General features: G+C 35.4%; 20 protein-coding genes. 16 read left to right on the plus strand and 4 right to left on the minus strand.

Annotated elements, in window-relative coordinates; translation table 11 throughout:
• Positions 1-9: 9 nt before the first annotated feature.
• The gene (sppA, locus tag DD829_RS16845) at positions 10-1767 is read right to left on the minus strand and encodes a signal peptide peptidase SppA (RefSeq protein ID WP_108409008.1); all 1758 of its coding nucleotides are present in this window, start codon (positions 1765-1767) and stop codon (positions 10-12) included.
• A 19-nt stretch (positions 1768-1786) separates the two neighbouring features.
• On the opposite strand from sppA, the gene folK reads away from it, so the two are divergent.
• The 5 genes from folK to fmt all read left to right on the plus strand — a co-directional run bounded on the left by folK (position 1787) and on the right by fmt (position 7915).
• Positions 1787-2206 (plus strand): 2-amino-4-hydroxy-6-hydroxymethyldihydropteridine diphosphokinase, encoded by a 420-nt coding sequence (gene folK / locus DD829_RS16850; RefSeq protein WP_108409007.1) that lies wholly within the window; start codon positions 1787-1789, stop codon positions 2204-2206.
• A gap of 17 nt (positions 2207-2223) precedes the next feature.
• Complete coding sequence (locus DD829_RS16855; RefSeq protein WP_076390920.1) at positions 2224-3339, plus strand: outer membrane beta-barrel protein; 1116 nt, start codon at positions 2224-2226, stop codon at positions 3337-3339.
• Between the two features lie 41 nt (positions 3340-3380).
• On the plus strand, positions 3381-4841 hold the full coding sequence (locus DD829_RS16860; protein WP_076390919.1) for an OmpA family protein: 1461 nt from the start codon (positions 3381-3383) through the stop codon (positions 4839-4841).
• A 79-nt stretch (positions 4842-4920) separates the two neighbouring features.
• Positions 4921-6822: an ATP-dependent DNA helicase RecQ gene (locus DD829_RS16865; RefSeq protein ID WP_108409006.1), complete on the plus strand. Its 1902-nt coding sequence runs from the start codon at positions 4921-4923 to the stop codon at positions 6820-6822.
• Between the two features lie 145 nt (positions 6823-6967).
• Entirely contained in the window at positions 6968-7915 is a 948-nt protein-coding gene (fmt, locus tag DD829_RS16870; RefSeq protein ID WP_108409005.1) for a methionyl-tRNA formyltransferase, read from the plus strand.
• 120 nt (positions 7916-8035) lie between these two features.
• Here fmt and ribB read toward each other — a convergent pair whose 3' ends face one another.
• Positions 8036-9157 carry a 3,4-dihydroxy-2-butanone-4-phosphate synthase gene (gene ribB / locus DD829_RS16875; protein WP_076390916.1) on the minus strand — a complete coding sequence of 374 codons (1122 nt, stop codon included), beginning with the start codon at positions 9155-9157 and terminating at the stop codon, positions 8036-8038.
• A gap of 122 nt (positions 9158-9279) precedes the next feature.
• On the minus strand, positions 9280-9648 hold the full coding sequence (locus tag DD829_RS16880) for a winged helix-turn-helix transcriptional regulator (RefSeq protein ID WP_108409004.1): 369 nt from the start codon (positions 9646-9648) through the stop codon (positions 9280-9282).
• 125 nt (positions 9649-9773) lie between these two features.
• On the opposite strand from DD829_RS16880, the gene DD829_RS16885 reads away from it, so the two are divergent.
• Complete coding sequence (locus DD829_RS16885) at positions 9774-10568, plus strand: SDR family oxidoreductase (protein WP_108409003.1); 795 nt, start codon at positions 9774-9776, stop codon at positions 10566-10568.
• Positions 10569-10594: 26 nt separating this feature from the next.
• Positions 10595-10909, plus strand: a complete 315-nt coding sequence (locus DD829_RS16890; RefSeq protein WP_108409002.1) for a hypothetical protein — start codon at positions 10595-10597, stop codon at positions 10907-10909.
• Positions 10910-11074: 165 nt separating this feature from the next.
• Here DD829_RS16890 and DD829_RS16895 read toward each other — a convergent pair whose 3' ends face one another.
• On the minus strand, positions 11075-12085 hold the full coding sequence (locus tag DD829_RS16895; protein ID WP_108409001.1) for an LLM class flavin-dependent oxidoreductase: 1011 nt from the start codon (positions 12083-12085) through the stop codon (positions 11075-11077).
• 403 nt (positions 12086-12488) lie between these two features.
• On the opposite strand from DD829_RS16895, the gene DD829_RS16900 reads away from it, so the two are divergent.
• The 9 genes from DD829_RS16900 (at position 12489) to DD829_RS16935 (ending at position 18755) form a co-directional block, all read left to right on the plus strand.
• Entirely contained in the window at positions 12489-12965 is a 477-nt protein-coding gene (locus DD829_RS16900) for a hypothetical protein (RefSeq protein WP_116547961.1), read from the plus strand.
• Between the two features lie 333 nt (positions 12966-13298).
• On the plus strand, positions 13299-15680 hold the full coding sequence (locus DD829_RS16905; protein WP_116547962.1) for a cysteine peptidase family C39 domain-containing protein: 2382 nt from the start codon (positions 13299-13301) through the stop codon (positions 15678-15680).
• Positions 15681-15682: 2 nt separating this feature from the next.
• Entirely contained in the window at positions 15683-15937 is a 255-nt protein-coding gene (locus DD829_RS16910) for a hypothetical protein (protein ID WP_108409433.1), read from the plus strand.
• 110 nt (positions 15938-16047) lie between these two features.
• A complete protein-coding gene (locus DD829_RS23760) occupies positions 16048-16209 on the plus strand; it encodes a hypothetical protein (protein WP_165796580.1) in 162 nt (53 codons plus the stop codon).
• A 4-nt stretch (positions 16210-16213) separates the two neighbouring features.
• Positions 16214-16699 carry an SMI1/KNR4 family protein gene (locus DD829_RS16915; protein WP_108409432.1) on the plus strand — a complete coding sequence of 162 codons (486 nt, stop codon included), beginning with the start codon at positions 16214-16216 and terminating at the stop codon, positions 16697-16699.
• A gap of 44 nt (positions 16700-16743) precedes the next feature.
• Positions 16744-17028, plus strand: coding sequence for a hypothetical protein (locus DD829_RS16920; protein WP_087712349.1), 285 nt, complete (start codon positions 16744-16746; stop codon positions 17026-17028).
• 95 nt (positions 17029-17123) lie between these two features.
• Positions 17124-17426 (plus strand): hypothetical protein, encoded by a 303-nt coding sequence (locus DD829_RS16925; RefSeq protein WP_116547963.1) that lies wholly within the window; start codon positions 17124-17126, stop codon positions 17424-17426.
• A 409-nt stretch (positions 17427-17835) separates the two neighbouring features.
• Positions 17836-18069, plus strand: a complete 234-nt coding sequence (locus DD829_RS16930; RefSeq protein WP_108411399.1) for a hypothetical protein — start codon at positions 17836-17838, stop codon at positions 18067-18069.
• Entirely contained in the window at positions 18066-18755 is a 690-nt protein-coding gene (locus DD829_RS16935) for an endonuclease/exonuclease/phosphatase family protein (protein ID WP_165796736.1), read from the plus strand. The genes DD829_RS16930 and DD829_RS16935 overlap by 4 nt, the downstream gene beginning before the upstream one ends.

Consider the following 18755-nt stretch of genomic DNA (forward strand, 5'->3'; position numbering starts at 1 on the left):
ATAATTTAGTTAGTTGATTTTAATCTGGTAAGGCATTTCCATTTTCACTTCAGACTGTAGTTTTCTTTCTTCCACGATCTGCTCTAAAAGTTCATAATTTGCTTTTCCAATTTTGTTTTTTACCACTCTTGCAGAGATATCCTCTTCATTAAGATCTTTAAAAATCTGCTCGAAAGGCGTCATGCTTTTAGGATAAGAAGAAACTGCGTAAGACTTTAAACCGGCTTTCTGAGCGGCAAATTTCACGGCATCATTCAATGTTCCCAATTCATCTACAAGACCGATTTGTTTAGCTCTGGTTCCGCTCCATACTCTTCCTCCACCTACACTGTCGATCTGTTCGAAAGTCTGTTTTCTGTTCTGCGTTACAAAATGAACGAATCTTTTATAAGTTCCTTCCACACTTCTGGTAATTAAGCTTACTCCGTAAGGCGTAACTCCGTTTAAAGAAGAATAATATTGAGAATTCGCATTGGTAGAGACAATATCGGAACGGATTCCGTTTTTATTCGCAATATCTTTGAAGTAAGGAATCACTCCGAAAACTCCGATAGAACCCGTAAGCGTGTTTGGCTCAGAATAAATTTTATCTGCCGCCATTGCGATGTAATACCCTCCCGAAGCTGCATAGTCACCAAAAGATACAATTAATGGTTTTTTCTTTTTCAACTGCTGCAATTCGAATAAAATCTCATCCGAAGCATTTGCACTTCCTCCCGGAGAATTAATTCTGAAAACAACCGCCTTTACTTTATCGTTATCCTGAAGCTCTTTAATGTATTTAATATATTTCTCGGAATGGATATCGTTATAATCGTCTCCACCGTTAATGGAACCTGAAGCATACAAAACTGCTACTCTGTCTCCCGATTTTTCATCATCAGAATAAGAAGCAATATATTTTCCTAAAGAAATTTTATTCAGCTTATCGTCTCCTGATAAATTTAACTTCAATTTAATTAATTGATCGTATTCTGTTTTCTGAATTAATTTGTCCACCAGTTTATATTTTAAACTTAAATCAGGAATCATTCCATACAAACTGTCGACCACCGTTCTGAACTGAGCCGTATCCATCTTTCTGGAAACCGCCATTCTTGAAGAAGTGTTTTTCCAGATATCATTTAAAAGCGTGCTTAGCTGCTCTTTATTTTCCGGAGAAATATCGTTTCTTAAAAAAGGTTCAACCGCAGATTTAAATTTTCCGTGACGGATAACTTCAATCCCGATTCCGTATTTGTCGGCAAAATCTTTATAAAAAGCGACTTCTGTTGCCAAACCTTTAAGCTCGATCATTCCCGAAGGATTAAGATAATACTGATCTGCAACCGATCCTAAATAATAAGCTGCCTGAGAAACCGTATTTCCATAAGCATACACAAATTTTCCGCTCTTTTTAAAATCCTGAATAGCATTTCTGAGATCATCGATCTGGGTAATTCCTGCATTCAAATAATCGGCTTCAATACTTATTCCTTTAATATTATCATCCGTTTTTGCTTTTTCGATGGCTTCGATGGCATCATAAATCAAAACATTTTTAGTCTGATCGCTAATATTAAAAAGCCCTTTCTGTTCCTCTGTAGGACTGTCTATTATATTAGTTTTTAAATTAATGGTAAGGACAGAATTTTTCTTTACAACCACAGATTTCTCACTTCCCATCGCGCTGAACACCAGCATAATGATGAAAAAGAAGAAAAACACAGCGCCTAAAATGACAATAGCCACTATATTTGCCAGTACATTTTTAAAAAAACTTTTCATAAATCAATCATTTTACGATATGTCGCAACATAAAGTCGTTTTGTTACTCGGAAGTAATCTTGGAGATCAAAAAAAAAATCTGGAAACAGCCATAGAAAAACTGCAAACCGGTGAAAATGAAATATTACAATTAAGTGAATTTTTAATATCTGACCCCGTAGAATTTGCCAGTTCTAATATTTTTTGTAATATTGCAGTGATAATGTTTACTCGTCTTTCGCCGATTCAACTGCTTGATTTTGTTAAAAGTATTGAAAAAGAAATGGGAAGAGCTAACGATTCTAAAGCTTCAGGAGGATATTCTGATAGAGTAATAGACATAGATATCGTTATGTACAATGAATTAAAATTTGTCTCAGAAAGATTGGAAATCCCTCACAAAAAGCATCTTTTTGAAAGAGAATTTTCAAAAATATTATTAAGCAATTTTATCAAATAAAACATAAAACATATTGTATGAAATTAGGTTTATTATTATTGGCTACGTTGCCTATTGCTGCTTACGCACAAGATAGTATAGCTGTTACTTCAAATGATAGGTATCCCAATACATTTTCTTCAGGTTCTGCCAATGTTCAACCTTTCGACACAAAAGCTAAAAGATTCAACGACTGGTCTGTATCAGTAGGTGGAGGTGCAGCCTTTATGGTGCATTCTGATCTGAAGTCTATTACAGATAAAAAAATCAACTGGGGATACAATTCATATGTGAGTTTAGACAAACAGATTACCCATGTTGTAGGAATCAGCCTTATCTATCAGAGAGGGGAAACCAATCAGAGAGGACAGCTGGAAGGAGCTGCAGGTGTAGCTGCCGGAGTTGCAGAAGCAAAAACGAAATATAACCAGATTGCTTTAATGGGAGATGTAAACTTTTCTAACCTTTTAAGAAGAGTAGACAATCATTCTCCTTACAGATGGGCACTACATGGTTATGCAGGTGTTGGTTTAATGAATTTCAATACTTCTTTGTATGATAATAATGAATTCAGATGGAGCACTACTCCTGCAAGAATTCCTTTATTCATCAATCAAAAGTTAGACATCAACTCAATCTATTATCAGATTGGTGCAGGTTTGAAATATAAAGTTTCAAAACTTATCGACATTGAAGCCAGAACAATGTATATCATCAGTGGAGACGACGAATTCGACGGTGGTGGTAATGCAGGTCCTGCAGATTACGATGTTACTTCAAAAGTTTCAAAGTATAATATGCTTGATAAAAGAAGATCTGATAACGCATGGACGGTAAACCTGGGAGTTTCTTTCAAATTGGGAAAACACAATTCTCACCTTGCTTGGCATGATCCTTTACAGGAAGCTTATTACAGAACCAATGTTTTGGAAAATAAAAGCACAGAACTTGTAGTATGTGAAAAAGGTGATCTTGATAACGACGGTGTTTGCGACGATTGGGACAGACAGCTTGATACTCCTGCAGGAGCAAGAGTAGACGGAGCCGGAGTTGCTTTAGATATGGATCTGGATGGCGTAATCGATTTATACGATAAGTGTGTAACTGTTCCGGGACCGGTAGAAAACCAAGGTTGTCCTACTACAACTAAATAACGATAACTAAATCATTTAATTAACTAAATAAAAAATACACTATGAAATTAAGTTTAGCAATTGTTGCATTAGCACTTACTGTTCCTACAGTTGCCTTTGCACAGGACTCAACTGCAGTAGTTTCAAACGGACAATATCCAAATACGTTTTCTTCGGGCTCTGCAAATGTTTCCCCGTTTACCAATAAATCTAAAAGATTTAACGATTGGGCAATCTCTTTCGGTGCTGGTGTACCATTAGTTCAATCTGCAGACTTAACATCTATAAAAAGCGGAAACGGTAAAAACCTTTTTGGTTATTCTGCATATGTAAGTATTGATAAAGCCATTACTCATGCTTTCGGTCTTAATTTACAATACGACAGAGGAGAAACAAGACAGGGATGGTTTAATACAAAAGATTCTGCGCCTTCTGACGCTTCAGCGTATCAACGTGTAGCTGCAAGAACGCAATATGATGCAATCTCATTATTAGGAGACATTAACTTCTCAAACCTATTCAGAAGAGTGGATAACCATTCTCCTTACAGATGGGCTTTACATGGATATGCAGGTATCGGAACTTTAGCCTACAGAGCTTATCAGAAAGATGATAAAGGACAAAGATTGGCAACGGAAATCAAGCCGTTCCAACTTGGATCTATGTTTGCTCAGGCAGGTGCCGGTGTGAAATTTAAAGTAAACAGAAGAATCGATATCGAAGGTAGAGTAATGTATGCCGTTACCGGTGATGATGAATTTGACGGTGGAGGAGACAAATACAGCACGATCAACCAACGTGAAGAGCAGGTTTCTGATAACTTCTTCAACGCTACTTTAGGGGTTTCTTTAAAACTTGGAAAACACGAATCTCATTTAATGTGGCACGATCCGCTTCAGGAAATCTATTATAAATTAGATGTTTTAGCTAACAAAAATCAGGATATCGAAGTTTGTAAAAAAGGAGATCTTGATAACGATGGTGTTTGCGACGATTGGGACAGACAGCTTGATACTCCTGCAGGTGCAAGAGTGGACGGTGCGGGTGTAGCTCTTGATACTGATCTTGACGGTGTAATCGATCTATATGATAAGTGTGTAACCGTTCCGGGACCGGTTGAAAACCAAGGTTGCCCTACAACAGCTCCTACTCCGGTTGGACCAGTTGATGAAAAAGAGACAAAATTAGATGGAATTGAATTTGATCTGAATTCAGACAGAATTTTACCTTCTAACACTCCAATTCTTAACAACGCTGTAAATTACATTAATTCTTCCAGTGGATCTTACACTGTAGTTGGAGCAACAGATACGAGAGCTTCTGATGCATACAACCAAAAACTTTCTGAAAGAAGAGCGAACAACGTAAAAGATTATTTAATTAAAAACGGAGTTCAATCCGGTAAACTTAACGCAGTAGGTAGAGGTGAAAAAGACCTTAAATATCCTGAATGCGACCCTGCTACTAAATGTCCTGAATGGAAAAACAGAGCAAACAGAAGAGTTTACTTCGAAGCTAAATAATAAAAATTTATTATTAAATATATAAAAGCCATGCATTGCGTGGCTTTTTTTGTCAGAATACTTTTATTACTTTTATCCTATGATTTCTCAGCAAGATTTTCAAGAGTTAAAATTTAAAACCCTGAAACATTTTTGGGGATATGATGGTTTTCGTGATTCTCAGGAAGCGATTATCGATTCTGTTATCAACGAAAAAGATACTCTTGTCCTGTTGCCAACCGGAGCCGGAAAATCACTTTGTTATCAGCTTCCTGCCTTATTAAAAGAAGGAACCTGTCTTGTAATTTCCCCTTTATTGGCACTGATGAAAGATCAGGTAAATCAATTAAAATCGAGAGGAATTGAAGCCGAATATCTGTCTTCGGAACTGGATGAGTATGATGCAGAAAATATCTATGACCGATGCAAAGAAGGACTTACAAAAATGCTGTATGTCTCTCCTGAACGAATCACCAACAAGCAGTTCCTCCAGAATATTGAAGAAATCGAACTGTCTTTTATCGCAGTTGATGAGGCGCACTGTATCTCAGAATGGGGACAGGATTTCCGCCCGAGTTATCAGAATATCAAAGAATTCAGAAAAAATAACCCTAAAATTCCTTGTCTGGCTTTAACGGCAACTGCTACGCCAAAAGTTTTGGAGGAAATAAAATTAAAACTGGAACTAAAAAATCCGCAGGTTTTTCAGAAAAGTTTTAAAAGAGACAACATCAAAATTTTCATGGAAGAAGTTTCGGATAAATTTCAGAAAGTATATGATATTTTAAAATTCTCGAATGAAGCAGGAATTGTTTATGTGAGAACAAGAAAAGAAGCCGAACTCCTCAGTGAATTTCTGAAAAAAAATCAGCTTAAAAATGTAGATTATTTTCACGCAGGTTTATCCACGAAAGAAAAAAACACGAAACAGGAAGTATGGAACAGAAGCAATAATCATGTCTTAATTTCCACCAATGCATTCGGGATGGGAATTGATAAAGATAATGTCCGTTTTGTACTGCACTACTCTCCTGCTCCTTCCATTGAAAATTATTATCAGGAAATCGGGCGTTCCGGAAGAGACGGAAAAGAAAGTTTCGCATTTCTGCTTTGGAATAAGCAGGAACTTTTAAATTTTGATCAGATTTTAAAAAACCAGATTCCCAATAAAGCTGAATTTCTAAAAATCGTTACCTACCTCTACTCTATTTTTCAGGTTGCCGAATTTGAGCTTCCGGAAAAAGTTTTTCAACTGAATATCAACGGAATTTATAATTTCACGAAACTTTCCAATGCGAAGATCAGAAATGTTCTCAATTTTCTTCACAATCAGGAAATAATTTATTTCAACGAACATAAAAGTCTTTCATCGCTTCAGCTATTAATGGAAGCCCATGAAATTGATCAGTTGCCCAGAAAAGATGCCTATTTTTTAGAACTGATGCTTCGTACCATTTCCGGAATTACTACACATAAAGTGATGTTCAGCGAACAGCAGGTAAGTGGAAAAATCGGATCCAGTGTGGAATTGATCAAAGAAAGATTAAAAGAACTTCAGCAAAAAGGCTATGTGGAATATATTGACGGTGCTTTATCGAGCATTAAATTTTTAAAACCAAGAGACGAAAGATTAAACGGATCCATTTACTGGAAACTTTTTGAACATATTCAGAAAAATAAAATCCAGAAGTGGGAAGAAATGAAATTTTACATCGAAGATGATAAATACTGTAAAATGAAGCTCATTTTGAACTATTTTGGTGAAAAAAATGCTAAAAACTGCGGGCAATGTTCGGTATGTGAACGAAACAAACAGTCGATTTTCGGGAAAAATATTTCCCAGCAGATCCTCAATTTGCTCGGCAAAAGACCGGCAACGATTGAAGAACTTTCTATTCAGCTGAGCTATCATTCCAAAGAGAATATTCTGGAAAATTTAATTTTTCTGCTGGATACCGGAAAAGTAAAAATGCTGAACTTCAGAACGTATGCTTTGGCGTAAGATCTTTTCTCATCTCTTAAAAATAACGGAATTGGCATTTTAACTGAGATACTTCGTTGAGTTCAGTATGACATTTTTCTGATATCAACTCTCAATTTTAAAATCAAATCTTTCAATCCTTCATCAAAGACCTTATCTTTGCAGTATGAAATCATTGAAAGTTGTATTTTTAGGAACTCCGGAGTTTGCCAAAGCATCTCTGGAAGCGATTCATCGTTCTCATCATGAAGTTGTAGGTGTCGTAACGGTTGCGGATAAAGCGAGCGGACGCGGACAGAAAATCAATCAGTCTCCGGTAAAAGTTTTTGCCGTAGAAAATAATCTTCCTGTTTTTCAGCCTGAAAAACTGAGAAATCCTGAATTTTTAGAGGAATTAAGAAAACTGGAAGCCGATGTTTTTGTGGTGGTCGCTTTCAGAATGATGCCGAAAGTTTTATTTGAAATGCCTAAAATGGGAACATTCAATCTTCATGCTTCCTTACTTCCCGATTACAGAGGTGCAGCGCCGATCAATTACGCAATTATCAACGGAGAAGAAAAATCCGGAGCTACAACCTTTTTTATCAATGAAAAAATAGATGAAGGAAATATTCTCCTTCAGGAAGAACTCCCTATTTTACCGGATGAAAATGCGGGAAGCCTTCACGACAGACTCATGGAAATGGGCTCTGAGCTTGTGGTAAGAACATTAGACGGATTGGCAGAAAACTCAATCACCGAAAAACCGCAGCCGGAAGTTGAGCATCCGAAAAATGCGTTTAAAATTTTTAAAGAAGATACAAGAATCGACTGGACGAAAAATTCGAAAGAAATTCATCAGTTTATTTTGGGTATGTCTCCTTATCCTGCGGCATTCACCACTTTAAAGATAGGCGAAGAAGAAAAAGGACTTAAAATTTTTGGTGGAAAATTTGAAATTTCAGATCATGGAAAAACAGCCGGAAGTCTGGAAATTTCTAAAAATGAATTTAAGATCTACACCCAAGACGGAGAATATTTTCCATCAGAATTACAGCTTGAAGGAAAAAAGAGAATGAATATCAAAGATTTTCTGAATGGTTTCAGAAATTTCGACGAAATAAAAATGGCTTGAGAAATCAAGCCATTTTTATTTCGTCGAAGTGAATTGTCAACAGTGAATTTATTTCATTATCAATTTTAGCATTGCAAAAATTCACTTGCAGAGCAAAATTGACCATTCACAATTCACATTTTATAGTTGCACCATTTCCGTTACCTCAACGTCATATCCGCCAACCTGCGGCTTCACATTAGGATTCTGGGTGATTACTTTAAATTTATTAATTCCCAGATTTTTCAGAATCTGTGTTCCGATTCCGTAATCTCTGTAGTTGAATGCCAAAGTCGGATGTTGCTGTTGTCCGTCCTGATAATTCAGGAACTGCTGAAGCTTTCTTAATGTATTTTCAGAGCTTGAAACATTATTAATGAAAACAATGGCTCCTTTTCCTGCTTCATTCACCATTGAGGTTACTTTTTCCAACTGAGGTTTTTCGCCGTTATTTAATCTCGTTAACACATCAAAATAAGAATCTGATGACTGAACTCTTACCAAAACAGGCTCATCAACAGTCCAGGAACCCTTCGTTAAAGCAAAATGGATCTGATCGTTGGATGTTTCTCTGAAAGCGAAGAAATCGTAATCTCCGTAAGCCGTTTTTACTTTTCTTTCTTCAATTCTCTCAATAAGATTTCCTTTTTTAAGCTGATAATGAATTAGATCTTCAATGGAAACAATTTTCATATCGTGTTTCTGTGCAAAAGCATAAAGCTCCGGCAAACGCGACATCGAACCGTCTTCATTCATGATTTCACAGATTACGCCTCCTTCTTTTAAACCGGCAAGACAAGTTAAATCAATTGCCGCTTCTGTATGTCCTGCTCTTTTCAGAACACCTCCTTTTTTTGCTCTCAATGGGAAAATATGACCGGGACGCATGAAATCTGTCGGTTTAGATTTTTCATCCATCAAAGCCAGAATGGTTTTCGCTCTGTCGCTTGCAGAAATTCCTGTGGAAGTTCCGTTTCCTAAAAGGTCTACAGAAACGGTGAAAGCTGTTTCTTTCGGATCGCTGCTTCGGCTTACCATTACTTCAAGACCAAGCTCATCACATCTTTTTTCGGGAAGCGGCATACAGATAAGACCTCTTCCGTGAAGCGCCATAAAGTTGATAATTTCCGGTGTTGTAAGTTCTGCTGCACAAAGAAAATCGCCTTCGTTTTCTCTGTCTTCATCATCCACTACTATGATTATTTTACCATTTTTAAGGTCTTCTATTGCCTCTGGAATAGTATTTAACTTAATATCAGACATTTTTACTTTTTAAATTTGTGCAAAGATACTCATAAAAATAAGCATCGCCAATAATATAAACTCTTTATTATCTGCCGAACACAGAGTTGTAAATATTTCCGGATTTAAGTTTAAAAAACACACTATTTATTTTCGGAGTTCAAACGCTTTAAAATAACTGATCGCAAATGCTCTTCATTCTTGTCTCCCCAATTTCCCAATGCAGAAATTACAGGAATCAGCGTTTTTCCCAGTTCAGTAAGGCTGTATTCTACTTTGGGCGGTACAACAGGGTAAATTTTTCTGGTAATTAATTCGTGCTCTTCGAGTTCTTTTAACTGAATATTCAACACCCGTCTTGTTGCATCGGGTATTTTGCGCTGCAGTTCACTGGGACGCAAATGACCTTCATTAATGAACCACAGTAAACGGATTTTCCATTTGCCGTACAATACTTCGCCAATAAGATCCAAACCACAATTCAGATTGGGTAAAATTTTTCTCTCATACATTACCACAAAGTTAAACCTATGTTCCAAAATGTACAATAGGGGAAAAATTTACCCCTATATGAATCGTATTTCCGTACTTGTAAGGACTGTACATAAGTCTGAACTTTGTCCTAAAGATTTTAGCAATGAAACAGGATTTTAATTTCAATAACGAATTATCAGGTAAAACGGCCTTGGTAACAGGAGGAACAAAAGGAGCCGGAAAAGCGATTGCAGAACGGCTTTCAAACGCAGGTGCAAAAGTAATTATCACAGCAAGAAACCCACCGGAAATCTCTGATGACAACCACTATTTCATTTCAGCAGATTTAAGTACAGTAACAGGAACCGAAAAAGTGGTGGAAGAAGTTTTAGCAACATTTGGAAGGCTGGATATTCTGGTTAACAATCTGGGGGGTTCCGAAACAAAAGCCGGTGGTTTTGCGGTTCTGAACGATGAAGACTGGGAACTGTCTATTCAAACTAATTTATTGGCTCCCGTCCGTTTAGACAGAGGATTTCTACCGAAAATGCTTGAGCAAAAAAGCGGTGTGATTATTCATATTGCTTCCATACAGGGCAGATTGCCGCTTTACGATTCTACTTTGCCTTATGCGGCGGCTAAAGCAGGATTAATTAATTACAGCAAAAGTTTATCCAATGAAGTTGCGGCAAAAGGAGTAAGGGTTCTGACCGTTTCACCGGGATGGATCATGACAAGCGCTTCCGAAAAAATGATGGAACGTATTGCAGAAAGCTCAAACATTACAAAAGAACAGGCAACACAAAGTGTAATGGACGCATTGGGCGGAATACCTTTTGGCAGACCTGCACAACCCGAAGAAATTGCCGAACTGGTTGGGTTCTTAGTTTCACCAAGAGCAGGCTATCTTACAGGAACTGAATTCGTAATTGATGGCGGAACCATTCCTACTATTTAATATAATCATCATAAAAAATAAAAAAAATGAATTTACCAAAAGTAATCACCGATTTAGTAAAAGCACAGGACAATTTTGACAGTACAGCTTATACCAACTGCTTTACCGAAGCAGCCGTCGTTTTTGACGAAGGAAAAACATATCACGGGAAAATAGAGATCGAAAACTGGATAGATAAAGCCAACAAAGAATTTCAAGCAACTATGAAACCTTTAGACTATTCAGAAACCAAACAGGAACTGAAAGCCGAAGTCTCGGGCAATTTTCCGGGAAGTCCGATTGTTTTGACTTACCATTACGAGTTTGAGAACGGATTGATTCAATCGCTGAAAATCGTATAAAAGCTACAATAATAAGCTCTTACGTAAAGTCAGAGTAGATTGAAAGCGCGTATTTAAAGATCATCCGTAAGGAATTCAGGAAAAACGATAAAAAAAGTCCGTTCTCATACACTCTGAGACGGACTCTTTTTTATTTTCTGTTAACCTATTGAAGAAGTTTTTATACTAGTTCGCTTCGACCAATAGGGAATTTTTCGCTTTTCTGAAAATACTGTATGATTCCAGTCTTTTCTGATGATCGTAAATATGGGAATTAATCATCAGTTCATCCACATTGAATTTTTCCTGAAAACTTTTCAGCTTCTCTTCAATTTCATTCTGATCTCCGATAAAAGTATATCTCAGTTTCTGCAAAACCATAGATTTTTCCATGGGCGACCAGATGTCGTCCATATCGTCAATCGGCGGTGCAAAAGGCTTTCTGTCGTTTCGGATAATATTAATAAAAGCCTGAAACAATGTTGTGGACATTTTATGAGCTTCTTCCGAAGTTTCTGCTGCTACTCCGTTTACACAGGCAATGATGTAAGGTTTATCTAAATATTTTGACGGTTCAAAGTGTTCCCTGTAAATATTGAAAGCCATTTCCATCTGCTCCGGCGCAAAATGCCCCGCAAAAGCATACGGAAGTCCCAATTCTGCTGCCAAAAAAGCACTGTCTGTACTCGAACCTAAAATATACATCGGAATATCCAGTCCCTCTCCCGGAATTGCACGAACCAAAGCATCACGGTTTTCTTTGGAAAAATATTTCTGTAATTCTAAAATCTGTCTTGGAAACTGCTGATTGATCATTGCAGGATTTCTTCCCAAAGCCTGAGCGGTTAAACCATCCGTTCCCGGAGCTCTTCCCAAACCAAGATCGATTCTGCCGGGAAATAGGGATTCAAGGGTTCCGAATTGTTCGGCAATGACTAATGAACTGTGGTTCGGAAGCATAATTCCTCCGGAACCGACTCTTATTTTTTTTGTTCCGTTGGCGATAAAACCAATCAGAACGGAGGTTGCAGAACTGGCAATGCTTTCCATATTGTGATGTTCGGCAAGCCAGAATCTTTTATAATCTAAATGTTCAGCATGGCTGGCTAAAGATAAGCTGTCCTGAAAAGTATCATGAACAGTTTTTCCCTGCTTTACAGGGGCAAGATCCAATACTGATATTTCAAAATTTTTCATATCGGGATATTCTGTTTAGACAAAAGTATTTCACACACTTTTGTCGGTTTCATTATTTTAAATTTCTACATCACAAAGATAAGACTAATAAACTGCATTAGTTACTTTTTGTAATCGATAGGATTAATGGTGAGGTTCAGGGAAAAACTATGGGGGAAATTTACTTTTTGCAATTGTTTTAGAAACACAATCTGTTCCCAAAAACTTCAGATCAATAAAAGAGTATTATAAAATTACAGCAAGTGAGTATAATTTTCTATTCATATCAATATTAAGTTTAAAATATTTAAAATTTAATTATTTCACAATAAAAAATTAATAAAAACTATTAATATTCAAAATTTTGATGATTTATTTAAAAATTAATTGATTTTTAATACATTTGAACAAAAATTTATAAATCATGAAAAACGTTATTCAGACACAGCTTACTAACGATTTAAAAACACAAATAGATGCCAAAATTGCAGAATTAGAAGCTTTATTTCAGGGAAAACTGGCGGCTTTAAATGCCGAACAAAGAAAACTTTACGGAACCATAAATGAGCAGAACAAACTTTTTGTGAACAAAGTGAGAGATTATAAAATGAACCAACCTCAGTTGAGTGCAGATGATGTAGACTGGGATGAGTTTGAAAGCGATTATCAGGCAAGAACTTTCTTAGAAACGAGAAAAGAAAGATTAGCCAGTTTGGTATATCAAATGGAAAGTACCAAGATTTTACACGATTACGATAATTATAATGATGCATTAGACGATTATGCATACTCTCAATACAAAAAAGGAAGAGAAGTAATTGGTTTTGCAGAAAAAGTAGCAGACCTGAAACAGTTTTTCCCGAGAACAGCAAAAAACAATATGCCTGAAACCGAAAAATAGAACAATATAGATTATCAAATACTAAAAAACCTAAACGTTAAGGTGAACTGAAGACCTGATTAAGTCTTTCTACGTTCTGTTTAAGTCTTTTTACATTCCGTTTAGGTCTTTTTCACTAAAGTTTTAAGTCTTTCAGGTAAATCTTTAGATAATTTGTTGAAAATTTCAGCTATTTTCATCAAAATTTTACAAAAAATAAAATCAGGCAGCTATATTAACTGTCCTGATTTTTTTATAAACAAAAAAGTAACACGTCAAGTTTTGGCGCAGCCAAGCTTTAGCTTTGTTTTCAGAAACATTTAAACAAATATTAATTGCAAGAACACAAAGATTATGAAAGAATTTGACGACGAATTTGGGGATTTTTCCCAATTTAAAACGATTACTTTTGAAGAGGCAAATAAAGGAGTTGTTGAAAATAAGAATGCTTTTGAAAATACTCTAATCAATAAGGATGATTCTCCAGAGTTTAGAAGCAAGTTCCACGATTACAGAAATACACCATTGGGGTATTCTTATCTTACAGACGATCCGGCATCTATTTTCCCTTCTACCGGAACAGATGAAACCGGAAAGAAGGGATATGAATACAGAGCAGAAGTTTTGCCCTGTGAAAACGGCTCACAGGTATTGGGAAGCTACAATACCAACAAGCGAGAACCACAAAGCCTTTTCCTATTTTATGAAAAGCCTAATTCTAACAAATCCAACTTTGCGGGCGACTTCTATGCTGCTAAGATGGGAGATTATTTTGTAAGCCTTTTTAAGCGGTTTCCGGAACCTTTACCTGCCAAAATAGGAGGAAAGTTTTTTAAAAACATTACTTCTATGGAAGATGAGGCAGTTTATTTGGCACAACTGGCATATACTTATGAGGGAGATAAGATTAATGCGACTCTTGTTCGGGATGCTTTAATGAGAGAATATCAGTTTTATACCGGTGACAGGAGGTTCGAAGAAATTATAGGAGATATCTCTTCCATTCCTGCTGATGCTATTGGGTGGTGTGCCAAGCAATTGGAAGACTTTAAACCTAATGAAAAAAATTATGACCCAGCTTCTAAAGATTACTCCCCTCTGATTCCTGTTTTTACAGGAGTCGCAGTTCCTGTAAATATGAACAAGGCAGCAGAATTTTTTGAAGATTTGGGCAGTAACCCATTTGTACAGGGGATAGAGACAGCTTTTAGCCAAGTATGGGAACTGGTGATGCAATCTGCAAGTAAAGTGAAAGACGCTTCTATAGAACACTTGCCAGATTCCTTCAAAAAACTGATAACCAAGATTACCGGAATTATCAATACCATTAAAACCTTTCTTTCAGAAATTAAAGACACCGTTACAGATTTGGCAGAGAAAGGAATTGAATTCTTGAAAATTCTTAATGCTTTTAATTGTGGAGTAATAAATGGTTTGGTAGGTTTGGTACAATGTATTTTGTATATTTTGGAGTTCCTTTTGCAGCCTACCACTACATTTTCTTACCAGCAGTATCTGGAAAGAAGAGACCTTTTGGAAAAAGCAGAAGATGTATTGGATTGGGCACATGAAAATGTACCTGTTTTTTTAGAAGGGGTTAAAAACCTGTTTAGTTCCAGTGGAGGTATTTCCCAAGCTGATTTTGAGGGTATATTTGATGAGTTGAAAGGATATTGGGACAATGCATCTCGTTATACAATAGCATTTTATACAGGAGTTATTGCCTTTGAGTTCATCATCAATATTTTACTTCTGATTTTCACTGAAGGTGCAGGTAACATCATAAAAGGAGCTACTTATGTAGAGAAAGCATCCAGTCTGCTTTGGGTTCTCACCAGAGAAACGTTCTCAGCAGTAACATTTGGTATTACAGATTTGTTGCTTGGGCTTGGAAAGCTTATCTTTAGATTTGCAAAAGCCTGTGCTAAAGGTTTCAAAGGGTTTATTAAATTTGTTGAAGAACTTTTGCAGGGTGCTAAGAGCGGTGCTAAAGCTGAGAATTTGGCGGAAGAAGCGCATGATATTGAAGAAGTAGTATTGAAAGGACAGAAGCCTTTAAGTATCTATAAAATACCAACTTCTGTAATACGAGGTTTACAAAGCGTAGGTATTGAAATTATAGGCAGGGCAAAAGATTATCTTCTGAAATGGAAAAACAAAAAAATATTTATTGGAGATTGGGAAGAAGTTACTAATTTTTGGAGAAAAATTTTAAAACCTAAATTAGGCACTGGTACAGGAGGGACATTGAAATATCTTGAAGTTCTTTCCAGAAACATGGTTGACCAAGAGCATAGTATGTCCTGCGCTGCTGCATGTATCAGGCAATTAGCCAAAGATAATGGAATCGAAATGACCGAAGCATCAATAAGAGAGTTAGCTGGCACTACTAAGCTTTTTGGCACGACTGATTTAGGTATAGAGTTAGCATTAAGAGATATTTTTAAGGATAAAGAAATTGAAGCTCTTACCTATCGGGAATATCCTGATGAGGAAATGCATGAAATAATCACTCAAATATCTGAAAGAGGTAGTTGGATAGGTAGCATACATCCCATGGGAGGTAAAAAGCATGCTGTAATTATTGATAAAGTACTTGATAGTAAGGTTTATATTAAAGACCCATGGCCATTGGAAGGAATAGGAAATGGTTCAGGCGTTGAAGCTATTGTAGACCTAGAAGAATTTTCAAAATTATGGTTAAGAGGTGGTGCTAATAAATTTAACATTAAATAATTATGAATTTTAAAACAATATCAACAGAGTTAGTAAAAGAGGGATATTCTACCCAATTGCATACTAGTATCAATTCATTAACTATATGGATTGATGAAAAAGGGAAACCTAAGAAAGAATCATATTCTAGAGTAGAACAAATTGATAATAAGATGTACTTTGTTTATTTTATTGGTCAAATCCCTGTAGAAAAAGAGTTTAAGAGCATTGAAGAACTTATCAAATTTGTAAAACAAGTTTTTCCAATAGAAGAATAATCTAACCTTTCCTATAAAACCACTTTTGAAGTACAGTAGAAAGTGGTTTTTCTTTTTCTAAAGCCTGTTTAAAAGGCTTCAAAGGCTTTATTAAATTTGTTGAAGAACTTTTGCAGGGTGCTAAGAGCAGTGCTAAAGCTGAGGATTTGGCGGAAGAAGCAAAAGATATTGAAGAGTATGCAGTGGGTTTGGGTAAAAAAGTGGAAATTATTATTCATGGAGATGAAGATATTAAAGGTGGTATACAATTATTTGAATTATTAAAAGATTAAAACTATGGAAATAATATATTTAAAAAAGTACAAACAGTACAAAGAAAGTGGTGCTGGAAATGCCATAAAACAATTTGGTCAGCCAAGAGGACTAAGCGAAGCAGAAATTGAACAAATGGAACTGGAAATGAACAATGGCTTACCTTTTCCTAAAGCTTATCGAGAATTTTTGTTTTTAGGTGGTGAATATGCAACTATTCAGATGTCCAATTATGGGAAAAACACACCTAAAGGAGCAGAATATTACAGAAATGGTTTAAGGAAGAGAAAAGTAAATATCACACGCCCTTTCGCTATAATAAATATTTTCGAAGAAAGTGGAACCTTTATTTATTTGGATGAGGGTGATAATCCACAGCCGAAAAACTGTTCATTACACAAAGCCTATGATAATGACGATGATGAAATTATTTGGGATACTCCCTATAAAACTTTTTCAGAAATGATAGATAAACGTGTTTATCTTGCAGAAAATAATCTAGGAGTATAATAACCAAAGAAAGAGTGTGTAAAAAAGAGTCTCTTTATAATATTATGGCTTTAAAAATAAAATATGAAGATTTAGAACACGGAGGATTTGATTTCGGAGGAAGTGAAATTCTTTTATACAAAGGTAAACCTTTTACAGGTATTTGCCAGATTTATGAAGATGAAGGATGGCTTTCTGGTGAAAATGAATATCAGAATGGATATTTGGAAGGTTGGATAAGAGATTATTATGAAAACGGGAATTTAGAAATGGAATATCAAATTCATAATAATATACCCGTTCCAAACACAACCAAAGTTTATGACAAAAATGGCAATTTGAAAAAGTAGAAGAACTGACCATTCTAAGTAAGAAAATGGAATTATTATTCACAAAGACGAAACTATGTAAGGGTACGGTTGTTCGAAAACTTAAAAAATAAATTATGGACATAATATATTTAAAAAAGTACGAGCAATTTAAACAAAATGGTATTGGACTACTATATAATACTTATGGTCCTCCAATAGGACTAAGCGAAGCTGAAATTGTACAAATGGAGTTAAAAATGAACAATAGCTTACCTTTTCTTAAAGCTTATCGAGAATTTTTGTTTTTAGGTGGTAAGTTTAGTACTATACAATTAAATCATTATGGTAAAAATACGCCCAAAAGAACAGATTTTTTTAGAAAAGGTCTAAAAAAGAGAAAAATTAATATAGTTCGTCCGTTTGCTGTACTTACTTAATGTATTGGATTATGAATGCGGGATATTTATTTATTCGGATGAAGTAGATAAGCAAGACCCATAAATTGCTCATTACACGAAGCTTATTACAATGATGATGACGAAATTATTTGGAACACTCCCTACAAAACTTTTTCAGAAATGATCGACAAGCATGTTTATTTGGCTGAAAATAATTTAGTGGTATAAAGAGTTACAGAGAGACTGTGTAAAAGCAGTCTCCTACTACATAGGAATTATTGAAATAATATATTTAAAAACAATGGAAGCTAAACTCAAAAATTTCCGATGATATTCACAGAGGGTTAAATATAAATGAGATATAGGAACTTGAAAAAAACTCAATAATGGTACACCCTTTCCAAAAGCATTCAGAGAATATTTATTTTTAGGAGGAGAATATAATAACTTGGGATTTGATAGTGAAGAGCATCCTATTTTGTTATTTTTTAACGTAATTATAAAATCCATTTCCGAAACCATTTTAGATGAAAACACATTTACGCTGATTGATTTTGCAAAGACCGATAAGCAAAGATTTAATGAAATAGAAAATGAAGAAATATTCTTCAAAGATACAAGTCTTCATGCAAGTTATTATGACAACAATCAACGGAAATTAATTTTAAACAGAGACTATTGAAAATTGCAAGCCTCAACATCGATTGGGCGAGAAAAAAGAAATCTTCAGGAACCGCAGAATTTCTTAATCAGTTTGATTTCGATTTCCTTATTCTTACGGAAGCCCTCGATCTTGATCTTCAAAATTTCCCGTATAAATATCTCAGTTCGCGAATTCCTGAAAACACCGTTTATGAAAATCTCAATTATTCAGAATATTTAAAAGGAAAAAAAGCTTTCCGGACAGTTTTATACTCTAAAATTCCATATTCGAAAAAATATGCTGTGACGGATGATAAAACCAATCTCGCTTTGGAATTTGAAACAGAATTGGGAAAAATTGTTTTCTACTGCACCATTATCGGAACTTGGTTTAACCGAAAACCTTTTGTGGATATAGAATTACAGAATACGATTCAGGATTGTCGAAAAATTTATGCAGAGAACAAAAATATTTTTATCGTTGGCGATTTTAATACATCATTCAGAAAAGGTGAAGAACAATTTTCAATCAGTTCCAGCACAACGGAAACTTTAAAAAGTCTACTTAAAGAATTAAACTTAATCAATTCTACCTCAGAAATTGAAGAAAATATTGATCACATTATAATCCCGAAAAGTTTTTCAGAAAATACAGAATGTGGAATTTTTGTGGATAAAAATGTGATGAGTGATCATAAAGGCGTTTTTATGACAATCTTAAATTAA

Source organism: Chryseobacterium sp. HMWF035 (assembly GCF_003094695.1).
GTDB lineage: Bacteria > Bacteroidota > Bacteroidia > Flavobacteriales > Weeksellaceae > Chryseobacterium > Chryseobacterium gambrini.